Here is a 14516-nt window from a genome sequence, read left to right on the forward strand (position 1 = left end):
GCCGGTGTCAGCGGCGCCAGGCCTCGCGGGCTGCGGCGACCTGCGGCAATACGCGGTGCAGCACCTCGCTGCCGGGGGGAACCGACGGCGGCTCGAAGGTCCAGGCATGACCGACCCAGGGGTCGGCGAGATGGTCGTCGGGGACCGGGGTGAGCCGCAGCAGGGAGCGCCACAGCGGGTCGAGCAGCGGCCCGAACCCGGCGGCGTCCTCCCGGTCCGCGACCATCAGCAGATGGACGCCCACCTCGGGCCCCTCGTCCGCGAGATAACGGAGCTGGGTCACCGCCCGGTCGTCGAAGCCGTGCGGGAAGTCGTGTACCAGGAGGAGCTGCCGGGCCAGGTCCACATCGGGCGGCAGGGCGTCCCCGGCACCGCCGCGGGCCGCCATCTGCACCAGGTCCACCCGCCGGGTCAGTTGGGCGAGGGTGGTGGTGACCCCGGCGGCACCCGGCACGGGCGGCGCGGGCAGTACGCCGGAACGCAGCAGCGGGTCGAGCGCGCCGGTCGCGGTGCCCGCCGGGTCGATGACCTGGACGCCGAACTCGCCGGGCGGATGGATGGCCATCAGCCGGGCCGCGATGACCACCGCACTCTCCAGCGCGAGCCGGCGCAGCTCCCCCGGGTCCGCGACGGTGGCGGCGGAGCGGCTGGAGCGGCCGCTGTCGATCCACAGCCCGCGCTCCAGCGGCAGCCGGACCAGCATCGGGATGTGCAGGCTGCCGCTCTCCGCCAGGGTCAGATCGCCCAGCCGCATCGCCATCGGCGGGTCCACGGGCACCCGGTAGCCCTGCCAGACCGGGTTGTCCCAGCGGGCGTAGGCCGGGGGCAGGGCCGGCTCGACCACCTCGGACTCGGCGACCAGCCGGGCGACTTCGCGGTCCAGCACCCCGGCGGCCTGGCGGACCAGGTCGCCGTGGCGGCGTCTCGCCTCGGCACGGGCCGCGTCGGCGGCGCCGCCGATCCGGGCCCGCGGGTCGGACAGCGCGCGGTCCAGCTCCTGCTCCTGGCGGGACTCGGCGAAGTCGACCGCGCTGCGGTAGGCGGCGACCGCCCGGGCCAGGTCCTCGAACATGCCCCAGACCTGGTTGTACAGCCGCTCGTCCATGCTCCAGCCGGTGGCGTCCCCGGCGACCGGGACCGCGGGCTGCCCGGGGGCGGCGGGCGGCGCCTCGGGCACGGGCGGCGGCGGGGCGGTGGTACTGCGCCCGGGGTGGGTGTAGTCGATCCGCCCAGTGGACGCCGCACCGCCACGGGGCGAACCGGTGGGTGCCGCACCGGAGTTGGGCGAGCCAGCGGTCGGCGTGCCCGAGCTGGGCGCACCGGCGTGGGGCGAACCGGTGGTCGGCGCACCGGAGTTGGGGGTGCCGGAGTCGGGTCTGCCCGTGGTCGGTGGACCGGTGGTCGGCGGGACGGAGTTGGGGGTGCCGGCGGTTGGGGCTCCGGCCGGGACCGAGCGGGACAGGCCCTGGGCCACGGCCTCGTGCACCGCGGTGGACAGGGCGGCCGGCTCCGGAAGCTGCTGGTCGGCGAAGAGGGCGGCCAGACCGCCCGCGTAGCCCTGGCCGACGGCCCGTACCTTCCAGGTGGCCTGGCGGCGGTAGATCTCCAGGGACACCACCGCGGACTCGCTGTCCAGACCGGTCAGGGTGAAGCCGGCGACCAGAGTGCCGTCGGTGCCGGTCAGCGAGACGAACGGGGCCGGCATCGCGCCGAACCGGGCCGGCCCGCCGGTGCCTTCGGGCAGCGCCAGCAGCACGCTGATGCGGTGCACCGATTCGGGCATCGCCTCCAGGTCCACGGCGACCCGGTGCTCCTTGGCGGCCTGCCGGGACACCTCGATGCCCGGGAGTACCGGCGCTCCGGGATGGGCCACGGACTGCGCGCCGCCCACCCGGCCCGCCGCGTCGCCCAGGGTGGCCGCGACCGCCACCGGACCGCCGGCCGAGACCCGTATCTCCAACCGGGTCAGCTCCAGAGGGTGGTTCTCTCCCCTGACCAGCTCGGCCGCCATCGCCCCTGCCCCCTTGTCCGGCCGCGCCCCGCGGTCCGATGTCTCGTCCAGCGGCGGACGGGCCGCCGCACTCGCCCCGTACCGCCGTGCCGGGCACAGCGGTACGGGGTCGTGGTCACAGCGCCGGCAGGATCGCCGGCATCAGGTCCTGGAAGGTGCGCCCATTGGCCTGGGTGCCGAGGGCGGTCATCTGCCAGCCGCCGCCCGCACGGTGGACCTTCGCCATGATCTGGGCGGTGTACTGGCCGCCGCCGTCCAGCGTGTACCGGGCCAGCTCCTGGCCGTTGGTCTCGTCGACCAGGCGGCAGAAGGCGTTCTGCACCTCCTGGAAGGTCTGCCCGGTGAAGGAGTTCACCGTGAAGACGATCTGGTCGATGTGGACCGGGACGCGCTGGAGATCCACCAGGATCGACTCGTCGTCCCCGCCCTGGCCGGCGCCGCCGACCAGGTTGTCCCCGGTGTGCCGGACGGAGCCGTCGTCGCTCACCAGGTGCTGGAAGAAGACCACGTCCACCGGCTGCTTGTCGGCGAAGAGGACGGCCGAGGCGTCCAGGTCGATCTCCCGGGTGCGGGAGCCGAACAGCCCGCGCCGCGGCGCCGCCTGCCAGCCGAGCCCCATGCGCACCGCGGTCAGCGTGCCCCCGTCGTTCTTCTGCAGACTGATGGCCTGGCCCTTGGACAGGTTGACCGTCACGTGCCGTCCCCTCTCGAACGTTCCCCTGTGCCGTGCTGTGCACGGCTTGACGGAAACCCTAGTCAGCGGCACTGACAACGCCGCCCCCGGTCCCCGTTTTGTGTCGCTCTTGCAACACTGCCGACCTGCGCGCCTGCGTGATCAGGCCAGACCCGCCTCGCGCATCTGCCGAAGCTCCTTCTTCATCTCCGAGATCTCGTCCCGCAGCCGGGCCGCGATCTCGAACTGCAGATCCCCGGCGGCCGCCCGCATCCGGTCCGTCAACTCCTCGATCTGCTCGGACAGTTCGGCCGCGGGACGGTCGGTGGGGGTGCTCGCCGCGGCCTTGGCCCGGGTGCCCTTGCCCGCCGGCTTGCCGTCCGCGGCGCCGAGCGAGGGGACCGGGGCCTTGGCGCCCTTGCCGTCCTTGCCCTTGCGGTAGCCGGTGCCGAGCAACTGCTCGGTGTCGACCTCCTCGCGGGCGATGGTCGCCACGATGTCGTTGATCTTCTTGCGCAGCGGCTGCGGATCGATACCCCGCTCGGTGTTGTACGCGAGCTGCTTCTCCCGGCGGCGGTTGGTCTCGTCGATGGCCTTCTCCATCGCCGGGGTGATCTTGTCCGCGTACATATGGACCTGGCCGGAGACATTGCGGGCGGCGCGGCCGATGGTCTGGATCAGGGAGGTGCCGGAGCGCAGGAAGCCCTCCTTGTCCGCGTCGAGGATCGCCACCAGCGAGACCTCGGGCAGGTCGAGGCCCTCCCGGAGGAGGTTGATGCCGACCAGTACGTCGAACTCGCCGACGCGCAGCTCCCGCAGCAGCTCGACCCGGCGCAGCGTGTCCACGTCGCTGTGCAAGTACCGGACCTGGATGCCGAGTTCGAGGAAGTACTCGGTGAGGTCCTCGGCCATCTTCTTGGTGAGGGTGGTGACGAGTACCCTCTCGTCCTTCTCCGTGCGGGTGCGGATCTCGTGCACCAGGTCGTCGATCTGGCCCTCGGTGGGCTTGACCACGACCTCCGGGTCGACCAGGCCGGTGGGGCGGATGATCTGCTCCACGAAGCCGTCGGACCGGGACAGCTCGTAGTTCCCCGGGGTGGCCGACAGATACACCGCCTGGCCGATGCGCTGCTGGAACTCCTCCCATTTCAGCGGGCGGTTGTCCAGCGCGGAGGGCAGCCGGAAGCCGTGGTCGACCAGGGTCCGCTTACGGGAGGCGTCGCCCTCGTACATGGCGCCGATCTGCGGGACGGTGACATGCGACTCGTCGATGACGAGGAGGAAGTCGTCCGGGAAGTAGTCGAGCAGGGTGTGCGGGGGGCTGCCGGGCTCGCGGCCGTCGAAGTGCATCGAGTAGTTCTCCACGCCGGAGCAGGAGCCGATCTGGCGGAGCATCTCGATGTCGTAGGTGGTGCGCATCCGCAGCCGCTGCGCCTCCAGCAGCTTGCCCTGCTTCTCCAACTCGGTGAGGCGCTCGCCCAGTTCCCTCTCGATGTCGTTGACCGCGCGCTCCATGCGCTCGGGTCCTGCCACATAGTGCGTGGCGGGGAAGACATGCACCCGCTGGTCGTCGCTGATGACCTCGCCGGTGAGCGGGTGCAGGGTGGACAGCGCCTCGATCTCGTCGCCGAACATCTCGATCCGGACGGCCAGTTCCTCGTAGACCGGGAAGATCTCGATGGTGTCGCCGCGGACGCGGAAGGTGCCGCGGACGAAGGAGAGGTCGTTGCGGGTGTACTGGATGTCCACGAAGCGGCGGAGCAGTTCGTCCCGGTCGATCTCGTCGCCGATCTTCAGCGACACCATGCGGTCCACGTACTCCTGCGGGGTGCCCAGGCCGTAGATGCAGGAGACGGAGGCGACCACGACCACGTCACGGCGGGTGAGCAGGGAGTTGGTCGCGGAGTGGCGCAGGCGCTCGACCTCCTCGTTGATGGAGGAGTCCTTCTCGATGTAGGTGTCCGACTGCGGGACGTACGCCTCGGGCTGGTAGTAGTCGTAGTACGAGACGAAGTACTCGACCGCGTTGTTCGGCAGGAGCTCGCGGAACTCGTTGGCGAGCTGGGCGGCGAGGGTCTTGTTCGGCGCCATGACGAGGGTGGGGCGCTGGAGCTTCTCGATCATCCAGGCCGTGGTGGCGGACTTGCCGGTGCCGGTGGCGCCGAGCAGGACGACGTCCTTCTCCCCCGCCCGCACCCGGCGGTCCAGCTCCTCGATGGCCGTCGGCTGGTCACCGCTCGGCTGGTACGGGCTGACGACCTCGAAAGGCCGGGCGCCTTCACTTCGGAGCTCTTCGATGTTCGATACGGGCATGGTTCCACCGTACGACCCGCCACTGACAACGCCGTCCGGTCAGGGTGCGGAGCGGGACGGCTCCGGTGCGGGGACACCGCTCGGCACCTGCCCGCCGGTCCCCCGCTGAGTGGGCACCGCGGCCGCGGCACCGCCCCTGGGCAGCAGGTCCGCGCGGTCCCCACGGGCGGCGGGTGCCGGGATGCCTGCGGGCTCCGGGCGGCGCCGGCGGCCGGCCACCAGGAACGGGTCGCAGAGCACCACCACACCCGCGAGCAGGAGCAGGATGGCCGGCCCGATCAGCAGCGGGGCGAGCGTCCTGGCCGGTGAGTCGGCGACCGTGCCGTGCGCCGGGTGGGCCAGCTTGACGTGCATCGCGGCCATGCCCACGTAGTGCATCCCGACCACCGCGGAGCCCATGATCACGCTGGCGCCGAGGCTCCACAGCAGCCCGCCCCCGCGGACCGCGGCCCAGAGCGCGCCGACCGAGGCGACCACCGCGATGGCCACGGAGGCGGTCACGGTGAGCGTGTTGTACTCGACCAGGCCGTCCAGCCGCATCCCGGCCATGCCGAGGTAGTGCATGGAGGCGATGCCGAGGCCGGTGATGGTGCCGCCGGTGAGCAGGGAGCGCCCGGTGAGGCCCTGGTAGCCGACGACGAAGACGCCCGCGCCGACCATCAGCACGGCGGCGCCGAGGCTGGCGTAGATCACGGCCGTGCTGTAGCCCAGGGCGGCGTGCTCGATGGTGAAGCCCATCATGGCGACGAAATGCGTGGTCCAGACGCCGGAGCCGATGGCCGCGGAGGCGAGGGCCAGCCAGCCCGCCCGCCAGGGCCGTACCGTGCTGAGGGATCTGGTGACGCAGCGCAGTCCGAGCGCCCCTCCCAGACATGCCATCACAAACGCCACCACCGGCGTGACGAGACCGTAGCTGAAGCCGTTGGTCGTGGCTTCCATCCGCGGCTGCCCTCCCACCTGTCGTCCCCCCGCCGTCCCTCCGGCCGGGAATCCGCCGCCCCGTGCGACGGGCCGTGACCACTGGGGTCGAGGCCGAGGGTATGGCCGGTACCGGGCCATGCGAACGATGTTCCGGCAAAGGATTCCGCCCCATCACATTGCGCGTCAACCGTGGTCGTCCGTCCCCCTCCCTTCACTCTCCGGCCACGCTTCACCAGGACAGGGGTCACTTTCTGCTGGGAGGCTCTGACTGAAAGTGATGTAGGGCGACGGCCGTCCGGCGCTCGCGCCCCGGCCCGCGCCCCCGGCTCACGACGCAAGGAGTCCCTGTGCACCCACGCGCCGCCACCGCTCTCACCGCCGTCCTCGTCGCCGCCTGCACGCTGGTACTGCCCGCGTCCTCGGCCCGCGCGGTGCGGACCCCCGTGGTGGTGGCGCACCGCGGGGCCTCCGCCGAGGCCCCGGAGAACACCCTGCCCGCCCTGGACCGGGCCCATGAGCTGGGCATCGACTGGGTGGAGACCGATGTGCAGCGCACCCGGGACGGCCGCCTGGTGGTGATCCACGACACCGATCTGCGGCGCACCACCGACGCCGAGCAGCGCTATCCGCAGCGGGCGCCGTGGCGCGTCGGGGACTTCACCGCGGCGGAGATCGCGGGCCTGGACGCGGGGAGTTGGAAGGCGCCGGGCTTCGCCGGTACCCGGGTGCCGACGCTGGCGCAGTGGCTGCGGCGGGTGGCGGCACACCACCAGAACCTGCTGCTGGAGTTCAAGGCGCCCGAACTGTACCCGGGCATCGAGCGGCAGATCCTGGACGAACTGGGGCGGGAGGGCTGGCTGAGTCCGGGCCGGGTGGCGCACCGGCTGGTGGTGCAGAGCTTCAACGCGGACAGTATGCGTACCGTGCACGGACTCCGCCCCGATCTGCGCACCGCCTTCCTGGGCGCCCCGTCCGAGGACCGGCTGCCGGGCTACGCCGCCTTCTGCGACCAGATCAACCCGAGCCGTACCGCGCTCTCCGCCGACTATGTGCGGGCGGTGCACGGGCAGCGCGGTCCGCACGGGCGGCGGCTCCAGCTCTTCGTGTGGACGGTGGACGACGCGGCGGCGGCCCGCAAGGCGACCGGGGACGGGGTGGACGGGATCATCTCCAACCGCCCCGATGTGGTGCGCGGCGCCCTCGGCGGCTACGGCGCCCCGGGCCCCGCGGGCTCGGCCGCCCCGGCGGTGGCCGCCCGGTAGGAGGGGCTGACCGGCTGTCCGGGGGCGTTGTCAGTGGCGGCGTCTACGGTGGTCCGCATGAGTAGCGAAGGGCTTGCGGAGCGGTCGGCGGTGGGATGGACGGTGCTGGACACCCCCATCGGCCCGCTGCTGCTCGCCGCCACCGGCACGGGTCTCGTCCAGGTCGCCTTCCACGCCGAGGAGCCGATACGCCGGGCCGCGGTGGAGCGGCTCGGCGAACGCCTCGGCACCGAGCCGGTACGCGATCCCGGTACGGAGCCGCTGGCCGGGGCGATACGCCAGACCGAGGAGTATCTCGCGGGCCGCAGACGGGAGTTCGAGCTGCCGCTGGACTGGTCCCTGACCACCGGCTTCAACCGCCGGGTGCTGCAAGAGCTGTCCACCGGCGTCCCCTTCGGCACGCTCGTCGGGTACGGCGAGCTGGCGGCGCGGGTGGGGCAGCCGGAGGCCGCGCAGGCGGTGGGCGCGGCGATGGGCGCCAATCCGCTGCCGGTGGTGGTGCCCTGCCACCGGGTGGTGGAGAGCGGCGGCGGGATGGGCGGTTTCGGCGGGGGTCTGGAGACGAAGCGGCGGCTGCTCGCCCTGGAGGGAGTGCTGCCCGAGCCGCTGTTCTGACCGGGCACCGGATCGGGCCTGATCAGGTCAGGGGGTGGGCGCCGGGTCGTAGTGGCGGGCTTCGACGATATTGCCGTCGGGGTCGGCGAAGTAGAAGCTGCGGACGGCGTTCCCGCGGGCACCGAAGGAGTCCTCCGAGACGGCGGAGATGGCCGTTCCGGATTCTGCGAGCCGGGCCAGCAGGGCGTCGAAACCGGCCCCGGTCAGGGCCACGCAGAAGTGGTTGACGGGGTGCCCGGCGCTGGCTGCGGCGCCGGGCAGCATGGTCATCCGGGGTGCCATCGAGCGGGGCATCAGATCGATGATGGTCTCCTCGGTCAGCCGGACGGAGGGGAAGGGCACCGTGCGGTCGATGTACTCGGCCAGCCTCAGCGGGAGGAGGTTCAGCGTGCGCTCGTAGAACGCGGCGGAGGCGACCGGGTCCTCGACCCAGAGGACGAGATGATCGAAGCGTGCCGAATGGTCGGTCATGTGCCAAGGCTGCGGCCACCGGGCGGGGACCGCAAGGCACTGGCGCGGGGCGGCGCCGCCCCGCGTCCGCCCGGACGGGCCGGGCGGGTCAGGGCTTGCGGCCCCAGGCGGAGATCAGCGGTGCGGTCGCCAGGTCCATGTCGCCCTGGGCGACATTGGCCAGATGGCGGTCGATCTCCTCGTCGCTGGCGAGCCCCGCGGCGACCAGGCGGTCCCGTACCTGGCCGATGGTGGCCGTCTCCAGGGCGGTGCAGGCGGCGGAGGCGAGCGGGAAGTAGCCGTCGGCCTCCACCTGGACCAGGCCGCTGGAGCGCAGCAGCCGGGGCAGGGTGCGGCCGTAGGCGAGATCCGCGCCGCGTTCGGCGAGCAGTGAACGGAAGCCGGTGCGCAGCCGGTTGGCGAGCTGCTGTGCGGGGCCGGACTCGTCGGGGCAGGCCAGCGGCTGGAGGGCGGGGTCGGCGTCCTCTATGAGAAGCCGGCCGCCGGGCCGCAGGGATTTGACCATGGAGGCGAGTGCCTGTTCCCGCTCCGGCACATGGACCAGGACGAGGCGGGCGTGGACCAGGTCGAAGCCCTGGCCGGGTGGCGGGTCGGCGGCGACGTCGTGCTGGAGCAGTTCGACCGGCGGGCGGGCGGTCGAGGCGGCCCAGGTGAGGTCGATGTCGGTGGCGAGGACATGGCCGGTGGGGCCGACGGTGCGGGCCAGCCGGTTCACCACGGAGGTCCCGCCCGCGCCGACCTCCCAGCACCGCCAGCCGGGCCCCACGCCCAGGCGCTCCAGATGCCGGAAGGTGAACGGGTCGAAGAGTTCGGTGAAGGCGTCGAAGCGGCGCCCCGCCTCGGTGCGTCGGTTGTCGAGAAGGTAGCCGTCGAGGTGGGTCATATCTGCATGGTGGCACCGGCCGCCCGACGGTGCGGCGCCCGGCCGGGCACCCGGAGCACCCCTGTCACCCTCCGGGTCGCCCGCCCCGCTGCGCCGCGCTCACGCCTCGGTGCAGGTGGGCGGTCCGGACCAGGCGGGGCGTCTCGGGTCGTCGGCGCGCACCAGTACGTCGGCGGTGGTGGCGGGGGCGGTCTCCCGGTCGTAGCGGTGGAAGGCGGGCAGGGTCCACTGCTCGGCCTCGGGGGTGCGGCGGGCGAGGGCGGGCGGGGTGAGGGCGAGATGGACGGTGAGGTCGAAGGGGAACCAGTGGTGCAGCAGCAGCGGCCCGTGCAGCAGCAGCACACCGCCGGGGGCGAGCGGGACGTGGGCGCTGCGGGTGGCACGGTCCGCGACCGGGTCCCACAGGTCAGGCAGCACCCGCCCGCTGCCGCCCGGCTCCAGCGGCCCGAAGACCTCCCGCCACAGCGCCCCGGTGTCGTACCAGTCGCCGTAGTACGAGTCGGGGTCGCGGTGGCCGTGTTCGAGGCGGAGGGAGGCGGGGCGCAGGAAGTCGTCGGCGGCGATGGTCAGTACGGGCAGGCCGCGGGTGCGCAGGGCGTCCGCGAGGCGGGCGGCGAGTGCGGCGGGGCCGGCGGCGGGCGCCCCGTCGAGGGCGACCTTCGGCCAGGGGCTGCCGTCGGCGGGCCGCAGCTCGCGCAGGTGGTCGGCGAGTGCTTCGCCGAGCCGCTCCCAGGTGATCGCTTCGAGTCGCATCCCGCCCATCATGCCGCGCCCGCGCCGGGCGGGGCCGGCGGAGCCCGGTAAGTCGGCGGCGGGCGGCGGCCGTTGGTGGTGGGTCAGGAGAGCAGGAAATCGGCCTCGCCGGACTTGGCGCCGTGGATGAACGCGCGGATCTCACCGGGGGTGTAGATCAGGGCGGGCCCGTCGGGGTCGGCGGACTGGCGTACCGCGATCCGGCCGTCGGCGAGTTTCATGGCCTCGACGCAGTTGCCGCCGTTGCCCCCGCTCCACGGCTTGTGCCAGCCGGCGGTGCCCAGTTCGCGTGCGGGCATACCGTTGTATATCCGGGGGTCCATTCACAGCTCCTTGCGGAGATCGCGCAGGATCTCCTTCGTGCGATGTGCTGTGGCGGCGTGGGCCGCCATGCGGTCCATGACCTCAAGATGGGTGGCCACCTCGGCGCGCGCGTCGAGGTAGACGGCACCGGTCAGGTACTCGCTGTAGACCATGTCCGGCAGTTCCGGCATGGGGAAGCGGAAGAGGACGAACGGGCCGTAGGTGCCGGGGTGCGGTCCGGAGGCGAACGGCGAGACCTGGACGGTCACATGGGGGAGCTCCCCCATCTCCAGTAGGTGGTCGATCTGCGCCCGCATCAGCGCCGTGTCGCCGACCGGCCGCCGCAGCACCGTCTCGTCCATGACCACCCACAGCCGGGGGGAGTCCGCGCGGTGCAGCAGTTCCTGCCGCTGCAACCGCAGCGCGACATGGCCCTCGATGTCCTCGGGCCGGGTCTGGCCGACGGCGCCGGACCGCATCACGTCGCGTGCGTAGGCCTCGGTCTGGAGCAGGCCGGGGACGAAGTGCGGTTCGTAGGAGCGGATGAGGCTCGCGGCGCCCTCCAGGCTGACGTGCATGGAGAACCAGTTGGGGAGGATGTCGTGGAAGCGCTGCCACCAGCCGGGCTTGTTGGCCTCCTCGGCGAGGGAGACAAAGGCTTCGGTCTCCTCCTCGTCCACCCCGTAGGCGGACAGCAGGAGTTGGAGGTAGGGGATCTTGAGGGTGACCTCGGCCATCTCCATCCGGCGGACGGTGGCGGGGGCGACGCGCAGGACCTTCGCGGCCTCCTCGCGTTTGAGGCCGGCGGCCTCCCGCAGGTCCTGGAGGCGGCGCCCGAGGACGACCTGGCCGACGGTCGGTGCGGAGCGCGGTTCGCTCACGTCCCATCTCCTCCAGATCCCGGGCACACCGTGCCGGACGGCACGAAAGCAGGCCAATTGGGCCCGCACAGCGAGCTGTTGCCAGCAGTGTGCCACGGGCCCCGGCCCTCAGTCAGTGCACTCTGCATTTTTCAGAGTGCCACTTGCCAAGTGTTGGCGGCGAGGCGATAGTGGCAGGCGTGAATCCGTCTCCGCCGTTAGGAACAGGCGCCCTAGAGGCCGGCGGTACGGGTACGGCGACCGGGGCGGGCCCCGATGTGGCCGGCCCCCGCCGCTACCGCTTCGAGCTGGCCGCACACCCCGGTTCGGCCGCGCTGGCCCGGCGGACCACCCGGACGCGGCTCAGCTCCTGGGCGGTCTCCGGCGCCACCTGCGAATCGGCGGAACTGGTCGTCTCGGAGCTGGTCACCAACGCCCTGGTGCACACCGGCTCCCGGTCCATCGTCTGCGAACTCCAGGACGGGGACGGGCGGGTGCGGATAGCGGTCCGCGACGAGGGCCGCGCACACGGTGACCCGCGCCCCTGCCGGGCGGACGAGGAAGAGGAGTACGGCCGCGGGCTGCTGCTGGTGGCCGCGGTGTGCAGCGCCTGGGGTGCCGACGACAGCGGCGCCGGGCTGCTGGTCTGGGCGGAGCTGCCGTACGACGGTGTGCCGGAGCCGGACTGCCCGGCGGTCCCGGAGCAACCGTGCCCGCCCCACGCCGAGCGGATCTTCCCGGAACCGGAATCGGGACCGGGGCCTGCACAAGGACGGGAATCGGGACCGGAATCGGAGGGCAGCGGGCCGGGAACGGAGGCCGGATGGCTGTGACCGCACTGCGGCGTCCGCTCGGCCTGAACTCGCTGGTCATGCTGGACCGCCGCCGCCGCAGGCCGACCGCTACCCCGGCCCGGCTCGCGGTACCGCACGGGATGAAGGCACCGCTGGGCTGCGACGCGGTCGCGGTCCCGGCCGCGTTCGGCCGCCGGATGCTGGACCGGCTGCCGCGAGTGGGCTGCGTCTACGGCGACGGGGCGCATATGTGGTGGCTGGTCCCCTCCGACTCGGACGTCGCCATGGAGTGGCCCGCGCCCGCGCACTACACCTCGGGCACCCTGGTCCCGGACGCCCGCCGCTCCCCCGGGCTGATCCACCGGCCGACGGGCAGCGTGCCGTACACACCGCCGATCCCGCTCTATCTCGTCCTGTGCGGGATGACCGGGGCCCGCCCCTGCTGGGCGCGCCCCGTCCACTCCTGACCACGACCGGCGCCGCCGTCCCGCACCCGTCATCAGCCCCGTACTCGCCTCAGTCCTCGTACTCGTCGTGGTAGCGGACCCGCGGGCTGCCGGCCGGGGCGCCGAGGGCTGAGGAGCGGCCGGACGGTTTCTCCCACTCCTCCTGCCTGCCGAGCGCCGTCAGGTCGAGGAGGTTGCTGGTGAAGCTCAGCCCGTCCAGGCCGCGGGCGAAGGCCGAGTAGGTGTGGAAGACCCGGCCGCCGTCCCGCAGAAAGCAGCTCACCCCCGGCAGGTCGAAGGGCTGCCCGTCGGCCGGCGCCTCGATGGGCGCGTAGTTGTACGACATGGGGGCGATCGCGGCGTCGAAGGAGGCATGGAAGTCGTAGTTGAAGTCGCTGCCGTACGACGAGTACCAGGGCACCGTCCAGCCCATGCGGGCCTTGAACGGCAGGATGCGGGTGAAGGGGGCACGGGAGACGGCGGCCAGGGTGGTGCCGCGGGCCCGGAGGTGGGCGAGGTGCCCGATCTGGTCCAGGAAGGCGGAGCAGCTACGGCAGCCGGTCTCCCACTCGGGGGCGAACATGAAGTGGTAGACGATGAGTTGGGGCCGCCCCTCGAAGAGGTCGAGCAGCCTCGCGGGGCCGTCGGCGCCCTCCAGGTCGTACTCCTTGGTGATCTCCACCATGGGCAGTTCGCGCCGTGCGGTGTTGAGTTCGTCGCGGGCGCTGGTGGCCGCCTTCTCCGCGGCCAGCAACTCCCTGCGGGCGGCCAGCCACTCCTCACGGGTGACGATCTGCGGAAGCGACATGTTTCCTCCGGTGCTCGGGCGTGGACTGCCTGCCAAGGGGTTGGACCGCCGGGCGCGCCGGAACTCATCGGTGGCGCCCGGGAGTTGGGGCAGTGGTACGCGCGTCAGAAGGTGACCGGTAGCGCGGTCAGTCCGCGGGCCCGGAGTGAGCGGCGGTGCGCGGGGCCCTCCGGCGGCAGGTCGAGGGCGAGCCGTGGGAAGCGCTCCACCAGTGCCTCCAGCGCGATCCGGGTCTCCAGCCGGGCGAGCGGGGCGCCCACACAGTGGTGGATGCCGCGGCCCAGCGCCAGATGGCCCGAGGTGTCCCGCCCGGGGTCGAAGCGGTCCGGTTCCGTGAAGCGCTCCGGGTCGCGGTGGGCGGAACCCAGGGACAGCAGCACGGTCTCCCCGGCCGGCACGGTGACCGCACCGACGCCGACCTCGGTACGGGTGAAGCGGCGGATGGCGAGGAGCGCGGGCCCGTCGAAGCGCAGCGCCTCCTCCACCGCGGCGGCGTACCGCTCGGGGCCGCCACCGCGCAGGGCGTCCAGGGCGCCGGGGGTGTCCAGCAGGGCGAGTACGGCGTTCCCGATGAGCTGCACGGTGTTCTCGTAGCCGGCGACGAGGATGAGGAAGGCGAGCGACATCAGCTCGTCCTCGCTGAGCCGGTCGCCCTCCTCGCGGACGGCGATCAGCGCGGACAGCAGGTCCTCGCCCGGTTCGCGCCGCTTCTCGGCGAGGAGCGCGGTGAAGAAGGCGTGCATCGCGCCGACCGCGTTCCGGGCCGCCCCGGGGTCGGCCGGGTCCGGGGCGACCAGTGCGTCCGTCCACTCCCGGAAGTCCCTGCGGTGCCCCTCGGGTACGCCGAGCAGATCGCAGATGACGGTGATGGGCAGCGGCGCGGCATAGGCGTCGACCAACTCGGCCCGCCCCAACGGCTCGATGGCGTCGAGCAGTTGGTCCGCGGTGTGCCGGATCGGGGCGGCCAGTTCCTCGGTACGGCGGGCGGTGAAGGCGCGGACGACGAGCCGGCGGATACGGGTGTGGTCGGGCGGGTCCATGTTGAGCAGGTTGGCTTCGAGCGCCGGGGGCAGCCCGAAGCCGTGGTACGAGCCGGGCCGCGCATGTCGTTTGTCGAGCGAGAGCCGCTGGTCGGCGAGGAGTTCGCGGACATCGGCGTACCGCGTGACCAGCCAGGCGGGACGCCCGTCGGTACCGGCGATGCGGTGCACGGGCGCGGTGCCGCGCAGCCGTGCGTAGGTGCGGTACGGGTCGTCGAGCAGGCCCTCGGCCGGATCGGTGGGGGTGGTCATGGGGGTCAGGTTAGGCAGTCTGCGGCGGTCAGGCGGGATGAGTGAGGATGGAGGCCGGATTTCGTCGCAGCTCGGCTTTTGTCATAGCTCGGCTTTGTCATAGCTGGGCTT

Annotated in this window: 15 protein-coding genes; 4 read left to right on the plus strand and 11 right to left on the minus strand. The window is 72.6% G+C overall.

Annotated elements, in window-relative coordinates:
- Nucleotides 1-7: 7 nt before the first annotated feature.
- The 4 genes from ACFVST_RS22770 to ACFVST_RS22785 form a co-directional block, all read right to left on the minus strand.
- Nucleotides 8-2011: a TerD family protein gene (locus ACFVST_RS22770; RefSeq protein WP_390154983.1), complete on the minus strand. Its 2004-nt coding sequence runs from the start codon at nucleotides 2009-2011 to the stop codon at nucleotides 8-10.
- Between the two features lie 115 nt (nucleotides 2012-2126).
- The gene (locus ACFVST_RS22775; RefSeq protein ID WP_390154986.1) at nucleotides 2127-2705 is read right to left on the minus strand and encodes a TerD family protein; all 579 of its coding nucleotides are present in this window, start codon (nucleotides 2703-2705) and stop codon (nucleotides 2127-2129) included.
- 141 nt (nucleotides 2706-2846) lie between these two features.
- Entirely contained in the window at nucleotides 2847-4997 is a 2151-nt protein-coding gene (uvrB, locus tag ACFVST_RS22780; RefSeq protein WP_390154989.1) for an excinuclease ABC subunit UvrB, read from the minus strand.
- 39 nt (nucleotides 4998-5036) lie between these two features.
- On the minus strand, nucleotides 5037-5936 hold the full coding sequence (locus tag ACFVST_RS22785) for an MHYT domain-containing protein (protein WP_390154991.1): 900 nt from the start codon (nucleotides 5934-5936) through the stop codon (nucleotides 5037-5039).
- A gap of 329 nt (nucleotides 5937-6265) precedes the next feature.
- Between ACFVST_RS22785 and ACFVST_RS22790 the strand changes: the two genes are divergently transcribed.
- Nucleotides 6266-7180, plus strand: coding sequence for a glycerophosphodiester phosphodiesterase (locus tag ACFVST_RS22790; protein ID WP_390154994.1), 915 nt, complete (start codon nucleotides 6266-6268; stop codon nucleotides 7178-7180).
- Nucleotides 7181-7237: 57 nt separating this feature from the next.
- Nucleotides 7238-7795 (plus strand): methylated-DNA--[protein]-cysteine S-methyltransferase, encoded by a 558-nt coding sequence (locus ACFVST_RS22795; protein ID WP_390154997.1) that lies wholly within the window; start codon nucleotides 7238-7240, stop codon nucleotides 7793-7795.
- Nucleotides 7796-7822: 27 nt separating this feature from the next.
- Here ACFVST_RS22795 and ACFVST_RS22800 read toward each other — a convergent pair whose 3' ends face one another.
- From ACFVST_RS22800 to ACFVST_RS22820, 5 genes are all read right to left on the minus strand, one after another.
- Nucleotides 7823-8266 (minus strand): VOC family protein, encoded by a 444-nt coding sequence (locus ACFVST_RS22800; RefSeq protein WP_390155000.1) that lies wholly within the window; start codon nucleotides 8264-8266, stop codon nucleotides 7823-7825.
- Nucleotides 8267-8354: 88 nt separating this feature from the next.
- Entirely contained in the window at nucleotides 8355-9149 is a 795-nt protein-coding gene (locus ACFVST_RS22805) for a methyltransferase domain-containing protein (RefSeq protein WP_390155003.1), read from the minus strand.
- Between the two features lie 99 nt (nucleotides 9150-9248).
- Nucleotides 9249-9902 carry a uridine kinase gene (locus tag ACFVST_RS22810; RefSeq protein ID WP_390155006.1) on the minus strand — a complete coding sequence of 218 codons (654 nt, stop codon included), beginning with the start codon at nucleotides 9900-9902 and terminating at the stop codon, nucleotides 9249-9251.
- Nucleotides 9903-9985: 83 nt separating this feature from the next.
- Nucleotides 9986-10225 carry a DUF397 domain-containing protein gene (locus ACFVST_RS22815; RefSeq protein WP_390155009.1) on the minus strand — a complete coding sequence of 80 codons (240 nt, stop codon included), beginning with the start codon at nucleotides 10223-10225 and terminating at the stop codon, nucleotides 9986-9988.
- Nucleotides 10226-11086, minus strand: a complete 861-nt coding sequence (locus ACFVST_RS22820) for a helix-turn-helix domain-containing protein (RefSeq protein WP_390155012.1) — start codon at nucleotides 11084-11086, stop codon at nucleotides 10226-10228.
- A 179-nt stretch (nucleotides 11087-11265) separates the two neighbouring features.
- On the opposite strand from ACFVST_RS22820, the gene ACFVST_RS22825 reads away from it, so the two are divergent.
- Complete coding sequence (locus ACFVST_RS22825; protein ID WP_390155015.1) at nucleotides 11266-11898, plus strand: ATP-binding protein; 633 nt, start codon at nucleotides 11266-11268, stop codon at nucleotides 11896-11898.
- Complete coding sequence (locus ACFVST_RS22830) at nucleotides 11889-12326, plus strand: hypothetical protein (RefSeq protein WP_390155018.1); 438 nt, start codon at nucleotides 11889-11891, stop codon at nucleotides 12324-12326. Before ACFVST_RS22825 ends, ACFVST_RS22830 begins: the two co-directional genes overlap by 10 nt.
- A 49-nt stretch (nucleotides 12327-12375) precedes the next feature.
- On the opposite strand, the gene ACFVST_RS22835 is transcribed toward ACFVST_RS22830, so the two are convergent.
- Nucleotides 12376-13113, minus strand: a complete 738-nt coding sequence (locus ACFVST_RS22835) for a DUF899 domain-containing protein (protein WP_390155020.1) — start codon at nucleotides 13111-13113, stop codon at nucleotides 12376-12378.
- A gap of 104 nt (nucleotides 13114-13217) precedes the next feature.
- Entirely contained in the window at nucleotides 13218-14405 is a 1188-nt protein-coding gene (locus ACFVST_RS22840) for a cytochrome P450 (protein WP_390155023.1), read from the minus strand.
- Nucleotides 14406-14516: the final 111 nt, after the last annotated feature.

This window comes from Streptomyces sp. NPDC058045, from assembly GCF_042885635.1.
Taxonomy (GTDB): Bacteria; Actinomycetota; Actinomycetes; order Streptomycetales; family Streptomycetaceae; genus Streptomyces.

Bases quoted from the DNA above. Each gene is read 5' to 3' on its own strand.
- ACFVST_RS22770 (WP_390154983.1), bottom strand. From the start codon at position 2,011: ATGGCGGCCGAGCTGGTCAGGGGAGAGAACCACCCTCTGGAGCTGACC.
- uvrB (WP_390154989.1), bottom strand. From the start codon at position 4,997: ATGCCCGTATCGAACATCGAAGAGCTCCGAAGTGAAGGCGCCCGGCCT.
- ACFVST_RS22785 (WP_390154991.1), bottom strand. From the start codon at position 5,936: ATGGAAGCCACGACCAACGGCTTCAGCTACGGTCTCGTCACGCCGGTG.
- ACFVST_RS22795 (WP_390154997.1), top strand. From the start codon at position 7,238: ATGAGTAGCGAAGGGCTTGCGGAGCGGTCGGCGGTGGGATGGACGGTG.
- ACFVST_RS22800 (WP_390155000.1), bottom strand. From the start codon at position 8,266: ATGACCGACCATTCGGCACGCTTCGATCATCTCGTCCTCTGGGTCGAG.
- ACFVST_RS22805 (WP_390155003.1), bottom strand. From the start codon at position 9,149: ATGACCCACCTCGACGGCTACCTTCTCGACAACCGACGCACCGAGGCG.
- ACFVST_RS22810 (WP_390155006.1), bottom strand. From the start codon at position 9,902: ATGCGACTCGAAGCGATCACCTGGGAGCGGCTCGGCGAAGCACTCGCC.
- ACFVST_RS22815 (WP_390155009.1), bottom strand. From the start codon at position 10,225: ATGGACCCCCGGATATACAACGGTATGCCCGCACGCGAACTGGGCACC.
- ACFVST_RS22830 (WP_390155018.1), top strand. From the start codon at position 11,889: ATGGCTGTGACCGCACTGCGGCGTCCGCTCGGCCTGAACTCGCTGGTC.
- ACFVST_RS22835 (WP_390155020.1), bottom strand. From the start codon at position 13,113: ATGTCGCTTCCGCAGATCGTCACCCGTGAGGAGTGGCTGGCCGCCCGC.
- ACFVST_RS22840 (WP_390155023.1), bottom strand. From the start codon at position 14,405: ATGACCACCCCCACCGATCCGGCCGAGGGCCTGCTCGACGACCCGTAC.